The sequence below is a fragment of the Paenibacillus alba genome, from assembly GCF_013204855.1.
GTDB classification, from domain to species: domain Bacteria; phylum Bacillota; class Bacilli; order Paenibacillales; family NBRC-103111; genus Paenibacillus_E; species Paenibacillus_E alba.
Genome location: NZ_JABMKZ010000071.1, coordinates 1 through 15,135, shown reverse-complemented (window position 1 = coordinate 15,135; position 15,135 = coordinate 1). Strand labels below are relative to the sequence as shown.

Sequence of the window (15,135 nt, the reverse complement as noted above, 5' to 3'; positions counted from 1 at the left end):
GAGGGAACAAAGAGTGAGGCGAATGGACGAGGAATGCCTTTTTGCAGCTAAAAAGTTTGCGTTTTAGCTGTGGAGAGGATGGGTGGGGGTTTGTTGAGGAGTTGTTCGACGGTCTCGAAAAGGCGGGCTCAGAGGTAGAAAAGCCGCCCGCCGCCACCGAGCCTGTCAAAAAGGCAGTCTCGAGCCCGAAAAAGTAGCAAATCCCAGCAAAGCCGACCTAAGCCTGCGGAAAAGGCGGGCTCAGAGGCAAAGAAGCCGTCCCCCGCCGCCGAGCCAGCCAAAAAGGCAGTCTCGAGCCCGAAAAAGCAGCAAATCCCAGCAAAGCCGACCTGAGCCTGCCGAAAAGGTGGGCTCAGAGGCAAAGAAGCCGTCCCCCGCCGCCGAGCCTGCCAAAAAGGCAGTCTCGAGCCCGAAAAAGCAGCAAATCCCAGAGTAGTCGCAACCGCCATGATCGCCACAAAAAGCATACTCAATCCGACCAAGCCGCAACCCCAAAACAGCAGCAACCTGTCAATCTATCAATGTCTATTGTATAATAGTCAACACAAATAAATTCAATCGTAGGAGTGGTTAGTTTGGTTAAAGAGGCTTCACAAATAACTTGTACAATCAGCATATTGGAAACGAGTGATTTACATGGCAGTATGCTGCCGATCCAGTATGCGAACAACCAAGCTAACGAAGTAGGCTTAACGAAAATAGCCGCACTCATTGCCAGTGAACGCAGTCTCCATCAAGAAGTGATAGTGATTGACAATGGCGATCTTATCCAAGGAACACCCCTTGCCTATCATCATGCGAGATTGGATAACGAGCCGATGGATCCGATGGTGCTTGGGCTGAACTATTTGGGCTACGACGCGGCTGTAGTGGGGAATCATGAATTTAATTATGGACTGGATGTCCTGTGCAAAGCGGTCAAAGAATCGGAATTTCCCTGGTTGTGCGCGACGATTTTGGATGCGCAGAGTGGAGAGCCTTTCTTGGGCAAGCCTTATATGATTAAACAATTTGAGAACGGTATTCGTGTGGGAATTCTGGGGCTGACAACGCCTTATATCCCGAATTGGGAAAATCCAGTGCACATTGAAGGACTTCGTTTTGTTGATGCGGTTGAAGCCGCTAAGACTTGGGTGAAGGTGCTTAAGGAGCAGGAGCAAGTTGATGTTGTAGTCGTTTCGTATCATGGAGGATTTGAAAGAGATCTGACTACAGGAGAACCTACTGAACCTTTGACAGGTGAGAATCAGGGCTACCAACTGTGCATGGAAGTCGACGGAATCGATGTTCTGCTGACTGGGCATCAACACCGCAGTTTAGCCGGAATTCAAGTAAATGGTGTGATAGTAGTCCAACCTGGAACTACGGGGGTTACGCTGGGGAAAGTACAATTGGAGCTGTCGCTTGTCGAGGGGAAATGGCAAATAGATGCCAAAACATCTGAATTGCTTTCTGTCGTAGGTACCGAAGCGGACAAGAAGCTGATAGAGCTCGTAAGCCCATATGAAGCCAAAACGCAAGAGTGGCTGGATCAACCAATCGGCAAATTGACAGGGGATATGCGGGTAAAGGACCCGATGCAAATTCGTTTAAAGGACAATGCTTTGATCGAGTTCATCAACCGCGTACAGATGGATTTGTCGGGATCGCTGATTTCGAATACAGCCTTATTCGATAATGTTTCGCCGGGATTTCCAGCGGATATTACGATGAGAGATATTGTCTCTAATTATATTTACCCGAATACCCTCAAGGTGATCCGCATTTCCGGTCAAGATATCAAGGATGCTTTGGAGCAGTCTGCGGAGTATTTTGAACTGACGTCGACGGGGGATGTGCAAGTGAGCAGCAAGTTCAAAGAACCAAAGCCTCAGCATTTCAACTATGATATGTGGGAAGGGATCACGTACAAATTGAACATTTCCCGTCCGATCGGATCACGAGTAGTTCAACTTGACTATGAAGGAAAGCCGTTGAATCTCGAGGCATCGTTCGATGTCGTGATGAATAATTATCGTGCTGCCGGCGGCGGCAATTATGCCATGTTCCAAAATAAACCGGTCATCAAGGATATTCCCACGGATGTGGCCGAGCTTTTGGCAGGGTACATTATGGAGCGGGGAACGATAGAAGCCACCCTGAATCAGAACTGGGAAGTTATTTGGGACTAAGCCACGCTCAATAAAATAAAGCCGTACATAGGTAGAGCGCAAGCTCTGTATGTGCGGCTTTTTGCGATGCAGACAGCTTTATTTTTCCCGAATATATTCTCTGTCACCTGATCTTGGATTGTAATAAACGCGGTAAGTGAAGCCATCCTTCGGATCAATAAACACTTCGGGTGTAGAGAGGAAGCCATTGGAAGGCTTCGCTGGCGTGTTTGCTCCATTATTTTTGTACCGCTTATCATAAATCATGTAGCCAAGGAGAAAAAGCACAATAATTCCAATAAACCAAGCGCCATAAAAAAGTAGAAATGGCGTTACAGCATTCATAGTTTCCGTGTCCGTACCGCGGTGCCGTAAGCAACGATTTCACTCATATTTTGGCCGATATCCCCACTGTCGAAACGCATCATGACGATGGCGTCTGCGCCCATTGCGGCAGCATTTTTAACTAGTCGGTCCATAGCTTGTTTGCGTCCGTCCTCGACCATTTGCGTGTACTGCGTGACTTCTCCGCCTACTAAACCTTTCAAAGAAGCGAGAATATCGCCGCCAATTCCTCGTGCACGAACAACGACACCAAATGTACTTCCCAAAACTTCTGTGACTTCATAACCCGCAATTTGTTCAGTTGTTGCAACAATCATTGAAGATCAGCTCCCTTTTCATCAAATAGACTCTTTGCTACTTGGTTAAGATTGGATATTATTAAGTTAGTACGTTTATAAAATGAGGGGGTTTCACAGTGAGTACAATTCGAACGATTGAATTATGGCCCGGAGCATCCAAAGATAGCATCGGTGAAGATAACCAGGGATGTCCGAGTTTGACTTTATATCCGGTGCCTGGGGGAGGCATAAGCTCAGCTGTCATAGTATGCCCAGGTGGCGGTTACTCATGCCGCGCTCCACACGAAGGGGAACCAATTGCCAAGTGGCTAAATGGACTGGGAATTTCCGCCTTTGTTTTGAACTACCATGTAGCGCCATATGAACATCCGGTTCCCTTGCAAGATGCGCAACGGGCGATAAGAACTGTGAGACACCATGCGGAAGAATGGCGTATTGATCCGAATCGAATCGGGATTCTTGGATTTTCCGCGGGAGGACATCTGGCTTCAACAGCGGGGACCCACTTCGATGCAGGAGATCAAGAGTCAGCGGACCCGATTGAAAGACAGAGCAGTCGTCCTGACCTTATGGTGCTGTGCTATCCCGTAATTACATTCCAAGGAGAGTTCGCACATATCGGCTCGATGCATAACTTGTTAGGACAAACGCCGGATGAGAAGCTTGTGGCCCACCTTTCTAATGAACAGCAAGTAACGAAAGAGACACCGCCAACTTTTCTTTGGCATACGGCAGATGACGCCGCGGTTCCCGTCGAAAATTGCCTTTTATTCGCAGCGGCGCTTAGCCGACACAAGGTGCCTTTTGATCTGCATGTGTTTGAAAGCGGACGTCATGGAATCGGACTTGCGGGTGACCATGCGGAGGCTTATATCTGGCCTGAACTTTGTGCCAACTGGCTCAAAAAGCAGCATTTTGCATGACCCCATTCGGCTATGAATGCCGACCGCTAGGAGATTCGGGTCTGGTTCTCCAGTTAGGAACGAGCATTGAGGTATCTTTGCTGAAGCAGATTCGCCAATTGGCCGTTTATTTGGAGAAAAACCGTTTTGAGGGTTTTATAGAATTGGTAACCGCTTATACGACAATCACCATATTTTATGACAGCATGCTGGTATATAGTTACAATCTTGCCCAGAATGCCAGGGTTAAAGCGCGGCGCAACGGGATAACGAATGCACTTCTGCCTTATGATATTGTCCTCCAGCATATAGAAACCATCATGGCACAATATGTTCGACAAGAAAATGAAAGTCAAATGAGCGAGCTAGGGAACATCGTTGAAATCCCCGTTTGCTATGGCGGAAGTTATGGACCTGATCTACCGGATGTTGCTGCGTATCATCAAGTTTCCCCGGAGGAGATTGTTCGTCTCCACACGGCATGTGTGTACCCGGTTTATATGATTGGCTTTGCGCCTGGCTTTCCGTATCTGGGCGGATTGAGTGAACGGCTGGCTACGCCAAGGAAATCGGAGCCTAGAACGAAGATCCCCGCAGGTTCGGTAGGGATTGGCGGCGCGCAAACAGGCATCTATCCTTTTGAGACTCCAGGCGGTTGGAACTTAATAGGCTGCACGCCGCTGGCTCTATTTCGTCCTGATGCGCATCCACCCTCTTTACTGGAAGCAGGGGATCGAGTGAGATTTGTCGCCATATCTTCGGAACAGTTCGAGCAGCTAAGGGAGAGGAAGCAAGACGATGGGCTTTGAGATCATTCAGCCAGGACTGTTGTCAGCCTTGCAGGATGAAGGACGTTATGGCTATCGGAAATACGGTGTTATTTCGTCAGGACCTATGGACCATTTTGCACATCGTTCAGCTAATATCCTAGTTGGCAATTCGGCTGGGGCTTGTGCGTTAGAGATGACGCTGCTCGGTCCGAGGATGCTCGCTAAAGAGGATATGATAGCCGCTCTGTGCGGTGCGGAAACAGCTGCGGAGCTTGATGGCATTCGTGTGCCGATGTGGCGGTCTTTTGTGATCCCAAAGGGAAGTAAGCTAAATGTTCATTATGCGGTCAAAGGGTGCAGAGCTTATTTGGCTGTGAGCGGTGGTTTTGAGGCACTTCCAATTATGGGCTCTCAAAGCACTTATTTGCGGGCAGGTCTTGGAGGCTATAAAGGGAGAGCTCTTCAAGCAGGCGATAGCTTGGCTGTTTGCGAACCGCAAAGATTGTCAACGTCTGAAGGCTTCAAACGGTTTCAAGGTGAAGTAAGTACATATATCAGGCCGCATTATGAGGACAACCCGATTCTCAGAGTCGTATGGGGAAATGAAGCGGCTCATTTTACGGCAGAGAGCCAATCTCGCTTTGCAGCGCAAAGCTTCCGAGTTTCACCGCAATCGGATCGAATGGGCTATCGATTGGAGGGAAGCCAGCTTAATCCAGTAGATGGTTTAGCTCAGGGAATGATTTCTGAAGCTGTTATCCCAGGAACCATTCAAGTCCCTCCTGGTGGACAACCTATTCTGTTGATGGCTGATTGCCAAACAACAGGCGGCTATCCACGGATAGCGCATGTCATTACTGCCGATCTGCCGTTGGTGGCTCAGGTGAAACCTGGGGGTACGCTTCGTTTCCGGGTGGTCAGCCATCAAGAAGCACAAGAACAGCTTCTTAGGCAGGCTATGAATCTGCGTTTGCTGGAAGTCGGGGTACAAGCTTGGGTTAGAAGTCAACAAGGCTAGTGATAAATGGGAGCAAGGAATGGAAAGATTGGAGAGTGGACACTTTTGCGTATTGATCTAAATTGCGATATGGGCGAGGCCTTCGGCGCTTACCACCTTGGCCGTGATGCGGAGCTGCTTGACTACGTCAGCTCCGCGAGCATCGCCTGCGGTTTCCATGCAGGCGATCCGGCCACTATGCGCAGCACTGTGCAGCTGTGCTTGCGCAAAGGCGTTGCGATCGGGGCCCATCCGGGCCTGCCCGATCTGCAGGGCTTCGGCCGGCGCGAGATGGCGATCACGCCGGCCGAGGCTTACGAGCTGACGTTGTATCAGCTCGGGGCGTTGCAGGCGTTCGTCCACGCCGAAGGCGGACGCCTGCAGCACGTCAAGCCGCATGGCGCGCTCTATCACATGGCCGCGAAGCGCCATGATCTCGCCGCGGCCATTGCGGCAGCGACTCTCAGCGTCAGCGCGGAGCTGACGCTGTTCGGCCCGCCCGGCAGCGAGCTGCTGCGGGCGGGCGCCGCCGCGGGGCTGCGAACCGCGAGCGAAGCCTTCGCGGACCGCAGCTACCAGCGCGACGGCTCGCTGACGCCCCGCGATCAGCCGGGGGCGCTGCTGGCAAGCGCCGCCGACGCTGCGGCGCAGGTCATCAGGCTCGTCCGCGAAGGGAAGGTTCTCTCCCCTGAGGGAGAGGACCTGAGTCTGCGCGCGGACACGATCTGCCTCCATGGCGACGGCGCCCATGCGTTGGAATTCGCGCGGGATATCCGCGCGTTGCTGGACAGCAGCGGGATTGCTGTCATGGCGCTTGGTTAACTCAGAATTTCCGCTGTCAGGAAAGAATCAATATAATGATTCTTTCACTTGAGAACAAGCTGGGAATATGAGTAAATAGAAAGGTAGCCGGCCGGCTTAATTCCTGCAGAAAGGAGTGATCAAGTTGATTACAACACAAACAGAGGTGATCTCTGCGTAAGCAGGGATCACTGTTCCAACCGGGGGCCGGAAGGCCTCCGCATAAAATTTAATTAACGAGTAGACAGCGAGATGCTTTTTACATATAATGAGAAATGTGAACAACTGATGAACACATGAACAAGGCAACAAACGAACACAATAAACTATCTGGTGAAAGGAGTGCTTTTTAATGAACACAATGACAATGACAGTAGCGATGAATGTTGCGGCCGCCGCAGAGGTACTCGTCTCCTAACTGAATATCATTCGTGGAATAACCGTTCACCTGAATTGTATAATTGCATATACAACCGACAGGCACGATTATGATCGTGTTTTTTTTATTCCATTTTTTGAGAATGGTAGGAGGTTATGGGGCGATGAAGATGCTCTCTGCAAATCCGTCAAAGTTTAGCTTTGCACAATTTGAGGAGGTTTTCATCCATGAGTTACAAGAACGGGAAGGACGTTCTTCCCCCTAACCTATTAAAACAATTACAAGAATATATCCAAGGTGAAATCGTATATATCCCTAAGAAAGAGCAGAAACGCGCCGGATGGGGAGAAAATAACGGAACACGTATTATTATTGAACGCAGAAACCAAGAGATTTTCCGGTTGTACCAAACAGGCTCCACCGTTATGGAGCTGATCAAGGTCTTTCATTTATCGGAAGACAGCATCCGCAAAATCATTGTGAAAACGCGTGAAATCACAGTAAATCAAGCGTAGAAGCAGCATCCCTAGAGGTGCTGCTTTTTTTTCGTGGCGACGAGGCGGCGAATTGTGAGCGAATTAAAGGAAAAGCTCCTAACGACGGGAACTATAAAAGGAAGAAAACGCTGCGCAACGTTACTATCGTTTGGAGAAGGTGAAAGCTTATATGCAAGATGAACTGGAAATCCGAAGTTTTATCGGTACCCATGATGCCGAGTTCTATGATGATGGATTCCACCGTCACCCTGCGGTCGAAATCAGCATCGTGCTCGAAGGGAGGGGGATGTTTGAGTGGTCCAAACGAAGTGTGATGGAAACAGGTCATATCGTCATCATTCCCCCGGATCTGTCTCACCGATTTGAAGCCGTGACTAGTGTGAGGTTTGGCGTTATTCTGCTGCAGGGCGTATCCGCACCTATTTCGGAACTGCTCAAAAAGCTCGGAGGCGGCGCGAAAGGAGCTCCTTTCTTTCTTGCGTTGTCTCGACTGGATAAAGAACGATTTGAACGCTTGTTTCGGGAGTGGCTCCGGATGAAGGCCTCTTTCCTCAAGGAAAAACAAGCGAATTATGCAGCTTGGATGGAAGTATTGCTGCTTTTTTTACTTGAACATTCCCAGCAGGATTTGCAAGGAATGACCGTGACTAAGGCGGCTGACTATATGCGTGAAAATATGCAGGAATCGATTCAGATCTCTGATCTGGCTGAGCTGACCGGCTTTACGGAGCCCGCTTTTCGGCGCGTTTTTGAGCAAATGTATGGGGTTAGCCCAAAGCAATATCAGCAGCAGTGCCGTTTGCAGGAAGCGAAGTGGCTGCTCAGCTCGACTGAGAAGGACATCCGTGAAATCGCCGAGCAGGTGGGCTTCTCCAGGCTGCATTCCTTTTCCCAGTGGTTTAAGCAGCAAGAGGGCTTGCCGCCTACGGTTTGGCGGAAAAGTCAACGGATGCAGCACGGCTCCGCATATGCTTGAGTTGCGTTTTGTGTAAATTGCGGTTCGTTTTCCCTAAATACAACCGCTTGCTTATTCGCTATGATAAGGAAGAGAACGCAAACAAGTTATAGGAGGAACACAATAGATGGACAAAGTCAGGATTGGTTTTATCGGCGTTGGGGGCATAGCGGAATATCATTTGAAAACTTTGCAGCAAATCGAGGATGCGGTCATCACGGCTGTATGCGATATGAATGGGGATCGGGCAAAGGAAATTGCTGAAACATTTGGCGCTGAGACTTATGAAACGGTGGAGGGGCTTCTGGATGCAGGCGTCATTGATGCGCTCTATATTTGTACGCCTCCTTTTGCCAGGGAAGGCATTGAAGAAGCGGCGGCAGCGCGGGGCATCCATCTGTTGTCGGAAAAGCCGATTGGCTTAGAGATGGAAGCTGTCCGTCGTAAAGAACAGATGATCCGCGAATCCGGCATCATTCACTCCTCAGGCTATTGCTTGCGTTATTTGGATACTGTGCAGAAGGCCAAACAATATTTGGCTGATAAGCAAATTGATATGGTGCTTGCGTATCGAATCGGCGGCATGCCGGAGGTTAGCTGGTGGCGGAAGATGGATCTCTCCGGTGGTCAGCTTGTCGAGCAATCCACACATCAAGTGGACTTAATTCGCTATTTGGCGGGAGAGTTTGATTACGTGCAAGCCAACTATGAGCAGCGGCATATCCAGCGTCTGCATCCGGAGGCAACTGTCTATGATGTAGGAATTGTCTCTTTTGGCTTACGCAGCGGCGCGCTGGGCACGATCAGCAACACCAGCTTGTCCCGCCATATGGGACGAGGGGATGTAGAGTTTTTTGGACGTGACTTCTACGTGTCAATCAGCGGGTTGACGCTTCGTATTATAGATGACAATCAAGATGTGACGCTTACGTCGGAGATGGATTTTTATCTCGAACAGAATCGGGCGTTTGTAGCGGCAGTCAAAAGTGGACGACAAGACCTCGTGCTTGGTGATTTCAGCGAAGCAGCGGCTACACTGGAAGCTACTTTGGCGGCTAACGAGTCAGCTGTAGCGAAAAAAACGATCTACCTCGCAGCTGAATAGCACTCATTGAAAACATTTAGGAGGTCGGCCTATGTTAAAAGGTGTGAATCAATGGTGTTTTCCTGAAGGGACGCCGCTTCAACAGGTATTCGCAATCAGCCGTGAGGCAGGTTATGATGCCGTCGAGCTGAATGTTAACCCGCTGGGCGGTGTCGGTTTGACCATGGAAACGACGGCTGCGGAGGCCGAGGCAATCGGTCGTTTGGCCAACGAATATGACATTCAGCTGCGGAGCTTATCCACTTCGTTGTTGTGGCAAACCCCGCTTTCCTCTGCAGACGCGTCTGTGCGTGAACAGGGACGCCGAGTTGTAGAGAAACAACTGGGGTTAGCAGAGCATATAGGGATGGATACCGTGCTTGTTGTGCCTGGAGCGGTTAATGAACAAACTTCGTATGATGTTTGCTACGATCGCAGCCACGCAGAGCTTACATTGCTGGCGAAAGAGGCGGAGAAACGCCGCGTACGCATCGGTATAGAGAATGTGTGGAACAAATTTCTGCTGTCTCCGCTTGAAATGCGCGCCTATGTGGATGCTGTGCAGTCGCCTTATGTTGGGGTCTATTTTGATGTGGGCAATATTTTGCATAACGGTTATCCTGAGCAGTGGATCAAAATTTTGGGCTCACGTATCATAAAAGTACATGTGAAAGATTATCGTCCCAGCGTAGGTACCGGCCATGGCTTTGTGCCGCTGCTTTCTGGGGATGTTAATTGGACAGCGGTACGTACTGCGCTGCAGGAAATCGGTTATACGGATACGCTGACAGCTGAGGTTGAGATATACGCGGAAGGTCCGCTGCAAACGGTATATGATACTTCTCGGCATTTGGATATTATTCTTGGCGGCGTGCCGCGATAGCGCTGGGAGAGAGCTGTCATGATTTCAGTTTTTGTCTATGGTACCCTGCTAGTTGGAGAAAGCAACCACTATGTTGTGGAACCTTACTTGCTATCGGTCAAGTCTGGAGCGGTTCGCGGCAGTTTGTATCAGGTAGGTGACTACCCTGCACTTGCCCTTCCGGCTGAGCCTGATGATGAGCGTACTGTTATCGGGGAATGGCTGGAGGTCACGGAAGAGGGGCTTAGAGCGATGGACATCTTGGAAGACTACTATGGGCCCGGACAAACCAATGAGTACGAGCGCGTGTGGATTCGTGATAGGAACGGCTTGCACGAGGGTTGGGTATATATGTGGACAGATGTCAGCGGGCTAACGGAAATAACGAGTGGATCTTGGAAAGCAAGGTAAAAGAAAGAGCCGATAGCGATATTCGGCTCTTTCTTTTTGTATAGGGATGCCTTTGCAAACAAGATAGGGCTGTTTTTCGGCGTTAAGGTACGCCGCCGAAGGGAGAACGCTGCTGTAAGGCCGAAAAACGAGCTTACAGCAGGGAACTTGACCGCGACGCGGGATAATCGCGGAGATAGGGCTGTTTTTCAGCCTTAAGGTACGCCGCCGAAGGGAGAACGCTGCTGTAAGGCCGAAAAACGAGCTTACAGCATGGAACTTGACCGCGACGCGGAATAATCGCGGAGATAGCGCTGCCCTACTCAGTCTTCAGTTTCTCAATTCTTACCTTCAGCGATCTCGGCAAGGCGTTCTTTAATCCGCTCCGTACAAACCCCGCCATGATAGGTAATCACAGTAGCAATATCCCAATCGAGCAGTTTGGCAACCGACTTTAGAGCTGTATCCCTATCAGGAGTGAAATCCGGATTAGGAGGCATGAGTACGCCGTCTTGAGCAGTCAACGCATCCCCGCTGATCAAGGTTCGGCTTGGTTGATGATAGAGACAGATATGATCCGGTGTATGGCCTGGTGTGAAGATGACTTGAAGGCCTCCACAATAAGGAAGGATGTCACCGTCTTGAAGTGCAACATCCACTTTGGAAGGCGGCGCAAGAACTTTGCCTTTAAGCGTAGGAATTTCCCCTTGTATGTAGGGTTTTGATAATTCATGAGCGAGCACTTCAATGCGCCCTTCGGAAGCGGCAAGCAAGTCGGGTAAGCCTCCGATATGATCCATATCGTGATGGGTAATCATGATTTTCGTCAACTTTTCGAACGGAAAAGATGCTTCTTCAAGGGCATTGCGAACAACCTCTAACTGACCTGGTAAACCTGTATCTACTAGGATCACATCGTTTTCGTCCCACAAAAGCGTCGCGTGAACGTGGAATGGATTCCCTCTTGCATTCATTTTCAAAATCAGTGGTGTAATGCCTGCCTGTATCGCCATCATCTTACCTCCAATATGTTGTTTAATGTCGTATATTCCTATTCTAATGCATGGATATCAGATATACAATTTCTTGACTTCCAGGTTTCTTGCTTCGACACAAAATGCTATAATTAGCGGTAATTCTATTGGTTGAGGAGAAACGATATGTCTGCCTACAAAATTTTGCTTGCCGATGATGAATTAGCTCTCCGGTTTCTGCTCACAGAAACATTATCCGATGAAGGCTATGAAATCACAGAGGTTGAGGATGGTCAACAAGCGATTGAGCAGTTGGAGCAGGAAACTTTTCATTTAATTATTTTGGATTATATGATGCCGGAACGCACGGGCGTAGAGGTTTGTGAATGGTTGCGGCAAAGCGATAATGCGAACCGCGATTTACCAGTTATTCTTTTGACAGCCAAAGCTTTGGATAAAGATAAGGAAAAGGCCAAAGCGGCCGGCGTTACGACGTATATTGTTAAACCTTTCAGCCCACTCCAGCTGCTAGATACGGTTGGACAATTACTGCAATCTTAGTACGAACCATATAGAGAGCAATTTATTTATGTAAAAGGGTGAATGTCCAATCATGAGTCATACGAATCTAGAGCCAACGAAGGATACAAAGTCCGAATCGGACCGGGATGCAAGAATTCTTAGACAAGGAAGAAAACTGTTTATCCGTGAATTTGAAAAGCAGTTAAAGCAGCTCAATTCCTTGCTTGATACCATTCAATCTGCACCTGCCGTTGATGAGCTGAACCAATTTTATCGCATTATCCATACACTTAAAGGCAGTTCACCTATTTTTGGCTATGTGCGCATCGGTAAGTTGGCTGAGGATCTCGTACGCATTTGGGAATGGACACAGTCCTTGGATAGCAAAATAGATGAAATACTTGTGCCTATATCACCAGTCGAAGAAAGCACAGCACGCAGCGTGCAAATCCTTCGGGAAATGAACATGGAATATGATATCGGCTTAACGGAAATCCAGATGGATGAGCAGCAGGACCCGGGCGGAGGCTCGATGCTGGGCTCGCTCAAAAGCCGGCTATTGCTGGTGGATGATGATGGGGTGCTGCGTTCCTATTTGACGCGTCGTTTGCAGCTTGACGATTGTGTTGTTGATGAAGCGGCTGATGTGGAATCAGCTACCAAATTATTGCGCCAGCATACGTATGATTTGGTTATTCTAGATCTGATGATGCACCCTCAATCTGGCTATGAGCTCTTTGAGTTTCTTAAGGAAGACCCGACGTTGAAATGGCTGCCCCTCATTGTATTATCCGGGCGGAATGATCTAAATGATAAGGTTCGGTGCTTCCATTTAGGTGCAGATGATTATGTTACCAAACCATTTCAGTATGAAGAACTGGCGGCAAGAATTTACGGACTGCTGAAGAGAACCAAAAATTTCGAGCAGCTGGCTTTCCGAGATCCGCTTACCGGTGTGTTTAATCGACGTTATTTTGACCTTCAGATTGGGATGGAACTGCAGCGGATCGAACGGTATCCGGCACCGATTTCGTTGGTTTTTATTGATATTGATTTCTTCAAAAAAATTAACGATACCTATGGGCATCATGTGGGAGATATCGTCCTGCAAGGCTTGGCGCATTTATTGCAAACCAACTTGCGGTCCACCGATTTGCTTGCCCGTTTTGGCGGAGAGGAATTCGTCATTGCTCTGCCCAATACGGCTATGGAACAAGCGGTGACAACCGTTCAGGAGATTCTGAACAAAGTGCGCGCGAATCCGGTGGCCCAATATGAAGGGCGGACCTTCTCCATTACCTTCTCAGGCGGCGTAGCCGAGTGGCAGCAAGGGATGACAGTAGCCGAGTGGGTATCCAAAGCCGATGAAGCCATGTATCAAGCGAAGCAGCAAGGCCGAAATCGTATTATGGGGGCTGTTCAAGAGGAAAATGCGGCACATTCCAATAAAGCGGCCACAGCTCAGTTAGTTCAGAAGAAAAACCTGTTGATCGTAGACGATGATCCAATACTACGAGCCATTCTGACCTCTCACTTGGAGCACTTAGCCATTACGATTACACACGCTGCCGACGGTGAAAAAGCGCTGGATTTATTGCTAAGCAAGAAATTCGATGCATGTATTCTGGATGGGATGATGCCGAAGCTGGATGGCTTTAGCTTGTTGGAGCAGATGAAGAAGGATTCGCGGTTATCGAAGGGCGACATGAAGGTGCTGATGCTTTCTGGCAAAAAGAAAGAAGATGATGTCGTCAAGGGCCTGCATATGGGTGCAGACGATTATATGACGAAGCCTTTTTCGCTGGTTGAGCTGGAAGCACGTGTCAAAAAGCTAATGAATTTAGAATAAAAGATAGGGGAGTCTAGGCTGAGGCCCACTTCCTAAAAAAGGGGGGGGCTTTTTTGAAGCTGCTCCTTTTTTTGATTTTCTTTGAAACTATCGAGAAATAGCTTATGTAGGGGAGATCCCATACAGGTCTCCCTTGTTTACGTTCGTCAATTAAATGGCGACAAATCTAATAATTTGACGAAGGATAAGTCTTCTTAGAACAACAATTCCTCTGGCATTCATAAATCTGATGACTACGAAAGTGAGTCCCCGAGAAACAACACGACCGTTAAAAACGGTTGTGGTTCCATTTGCATTGCGGTAAACAATTCCATAGAAGTGATTTAGTAATAAGGCCATTTCCATCATTCCTTTCCGCTGTGATACTATAAGATATGATGAAATGTCATGTTTGCGAGGGCTGATTTGATAGATTAGTATGGAAATGAACCTTAAAAACAAGTAACGGGAAACTACAGTGGAGGAGCTTGCTAAATAGCAGCTCTTCTTTTTCATTGAAGATACGATCAGGAGAGTTGCGGGACATGTTAAAAAAATGGAGGCCAAAATGGATATAAGAAAGTTCACGGATACGGATATTAATCAAATTGTCTCCTTATTCTATGAAACAGTACATTCGGTAAACAAACGGGACTACTCACAAGAGCAACTGGATGCTTGGGCTCCCAAAGACGAAGAGATGCTCAAACTGGATACTTGGAAAGACTCTTTGAGCCATAATGTTACGTATGTTGCGGAGATCAAAGATAAAATAGTCGGTTTTTCTGATATAACACAATGTGGTCACTTAGATAGACTTTACATTCACAAGGATTTTCAAGGGCAAGGAATTGCTGCTGCATTGGTGAACATACTTGAAGTTGAAGCAAGAGGACTAGGTCTTATTGAAATTGATACAGAGGCTAGTATAACTGCTAAGCCATTTTTTGAACGTCAAGGTTATCGAGTAATTCAGTCGCAGGTTGTTGAACGCAAGGGTGTTAAGTTAGTTAATTTTAAGATGGTAAAATACTTGTTAAGCTCTAACGGGAAATTTTAGCGACACTGTAGGAACATTCGAAACAATGGCAATAGTGGAACATTTCCAAGAGGGGTTGTAATTGGTTGCTGAGCATGTTACATTAGTCCTCGTTGCTTTTGAAGCAGCAAACACGGACAGACACCGACAGACACCGACAGAAATTGACGAGAAAAAAAGTGCTTGCAATTGATGAACGAGCTGTGGTATATTACTTCTTGCTGCTTCGGTAACACGGCAGTGAACGAAAGAAATTGATCTTTGAAAACTGAACAACGAGTGAGTAAGCACGAACGAGCAATCGTTCAAAAAAGAGATTGTAAAATCTCGCTAGCAAGTCA

At 48.2% G+C, this 15,135-nt stretch carries 16 protein-coding genes; 13 read left to right on the top strand and 3 right to left on the bottom strand.

Going from position 1 to position 15,135, the window contains the following annotated elements; genetic code table 11:
- Positions 1 to 575: 575 nt before the first annotated feature.
- Positions 576 to 2,171 (top strand): bifunctional metallophosphatase/5'-nucleotidase, encoded by a 1,596-nt coding sequence (locus tag HQN90_RS37525; protein ID WP_275942657.1) that lies wholly within the window; start codon positions 576 to 578, stop codon positions 2,169 to 2,171.
- 78 nt (positions 2,172 to 2,249) lie between these two features.
- On the opposite strand, the gene HQN90_RS37520 is transcribed toward HQN90_RS37525, so the two are convergent.
- On the bottom strand, positions 2,250 to 2,495 hold the full coding sequence (locus HQN90_RS37520) for an HD family phosphohydrolase (protein WP_173227914.1): 246 nt from the start codon (positions 2,493 to 2,495) through the stop codon (positions 2,250 to 2,252).
- Entirely contained in the window at positions 2,492 to 2,812 is a 321-nt protein-coding gene (locus HQN90_RS37515) for a YbjQ family protein (RefSeq protein WP_079416725.1), read from the bottom strand. Before HQN90_RS37515 ends, HQN90_RS37520 begins: the two co-directional genes overlap by 4 nt.
- Before the next feature lie 107 nt (positions 2,813 to 2,919).
- Between HQN90_RS37515 and HQN90_RS37510 the strand changes: the two genes are divergently transcribed.
- From HQN90_RS37510 to HQN90_RS37470, 9 genes are all read left to right on the top strand, one after another.
- The gene (locus HQN90_RS37510; RefSeq protein WP_420851116.1) at positions 2,920 to 3,717 is read left to right on the top strand and encodes an alpha/beta hydrolase; all 798 of its coding nucleotides are present in this window, start codon (positions 2,920 to 2,922) and stop codon (positions 3,715 to 3,717) included.
- Positions 3,714 to 4,505 (top strand): 5-oxoprolinase subunit PxpB, encoded by a 792-nt coding sequence (gene pxpB, locus HQN90_RS37505; protein ID WP_173227913.1) that lies wholly within the window; start codon positions 3,714 to 3,716, stop codon positions 4,503 to 4,505. Before HQN90_RS37510 ends, pxpB begins: the two co-directional genes overlap by 4 nt.
- Positions 4,495 to 5,484 carry a 5-oxoprolinase subunit C family protein gene (locus HQN90_RS37500; RefSeq protein ID WP_173227912.1) on the top strand — a complete coding sequence of 330 codons (990 nt, stop codon included), beginning with the start codon at positions 4,495 to 4,497 and terminating at the stop codon, positions 5,482 to 5,484. The genes pxpB and HQN90_RS37500 overlap by 11 nt, the downstream gene beginning before the upstream one ends.
- Before the next feature lie 6 nt (positions 5,485 to 5,490).
- Complete coding sequence (locus HQN90_RS37495) at positions 5,491 to 6,285, top strand: LamB/YcsF family protein (RefSeq protein WP_173227911.1); 795 nt, start codon at positions 5,491 to 5,493, stop codon at positions 6,283 to 6,285.
- A 585-nt stretch (positions 6,286 to 6,870) separates the two neighbouring features.
- Entirely contained in the window at positions 6,871 to 7,158 is a 288-nt protein-coding gene (locus HQN90_RS37490) for a CD3324 family protein (protein WP_173227910.1), read from the top strand.
- Positions 7,159 to 7,309: 151 nt separating this feature from the next.
- Positions 7,310 to 8,116, top strand: coding sequence for a helix-turn-helix domain-containing protein (locus tag HQN90_RS37485; protein WP_173227909.1), 807 nt, complete (start codon positions 7,310 to 7,312; stop codon positions 8,114 to 8,116).
- A 106-nt stretch (positions 8,117 to 8,222) separates the two neighbouring features.
- Positions 8,223 to 9,200 (top strand): Gfo/Idh/MocA family protein, encoded by a 978-nt coding sequence (locus HQN90_RS37480; protein WP_173227908.1) that lies wholly within the window; start codon positions 8,223 to 8,225, stop codon positions 9,198 to 9,200.
- Between the two features lie 31 nt (positions 9,201 to 9,231).
- On the top strand, positions 9,232 to 10,062 hold the full coding sequence (locus HQN90_RS37475) for a sugar phosphate isomerase/epimerase family protein (RefSeq protein WP_173227907.1): 831 nt from the start codon (positions 9,232 to 9,234) through the stop codon (positions 10,060 to 10,062).
- An 18-nt stretch (positions 10,063 to 10,080) separates the two neighbouring features.
- Positions 10,081 to 10,452 carry a gamma-glutamylcyclotransferase family protein gene (locus tag HQN90_RS37470; RefSeq protein WP_173227906.1) on the top strand — a complete coding sequence of 124 codons (372 nt, stop codon included), beginning with the start codon at positions 10,081 to 10,083 and terminating at the stop codon, positions 10,450 to 10,452.
- Positions 10,453 to 10,769: 317 nt separating this feature from the next.
- Here the strand turns inward: HQN90_RS37470 and HQN90_RS37465 are convergent, their stop codons facing one another.
- Positions 10,770 to 11,447: an MBL fold metallo-hydrolase gene (locus HQN90_RS37465; RefSeq protein ID WP_338042443.1), complete on the bottom strand. Its 678-nt coding sequence runs from the start codon at positions 11,445 to 11,447 to the stop codon at positions 10,770 to 10,772.
- A gap of 144 nt (positions 11,448 to 11,591) precedes the next feature.
- On the opposite strand from HQN90_RS37465, the gene HQN90_RS37460 reads away from it, so the two are divergent.
- From HQN90_RS37460 to HQN90_RS37450, 3 genes are all read left to right on the top strand, one after another.
- Positions 11,592 to 11,966, top strand: coding sequence for a response regulator (locus tag HQN90_RS37460; RefSeq protein ID WP_173227905.1), 375 nt, complete (start codon positions 11,592 to 11,594; stop codon positions 11,964 to 11,966).
- 52 nt (positions 11,967 to 12,018) lie between these two features.
- On the top strand, positions 12,019 to 13,776 hold the full coding sequence (locus tag HQN90_RS37455) for a diguanylate cyclase (protein ID WP_173227904.1): 1,758 nt from the start codon (positions 12,019 to 12,021) through the stop codon (positions 13,774 to 13,776).
- Positions 13,777 to 14,323: 547 nt separating this feature from the next.
- Complete coding sequence (locus HQN90_RS37450) at positions 14,324 to 14,815, top strand: GNAT family N-acetyltransferase (RefSeq protein WP_173227903.1); 492 nt, start codon at positions 14,324 to 14,326, stop codon at positions 14,813 to 14,815.
- Positions 14,816 to 15,135 lie beyond the last annotated feature (320 nt).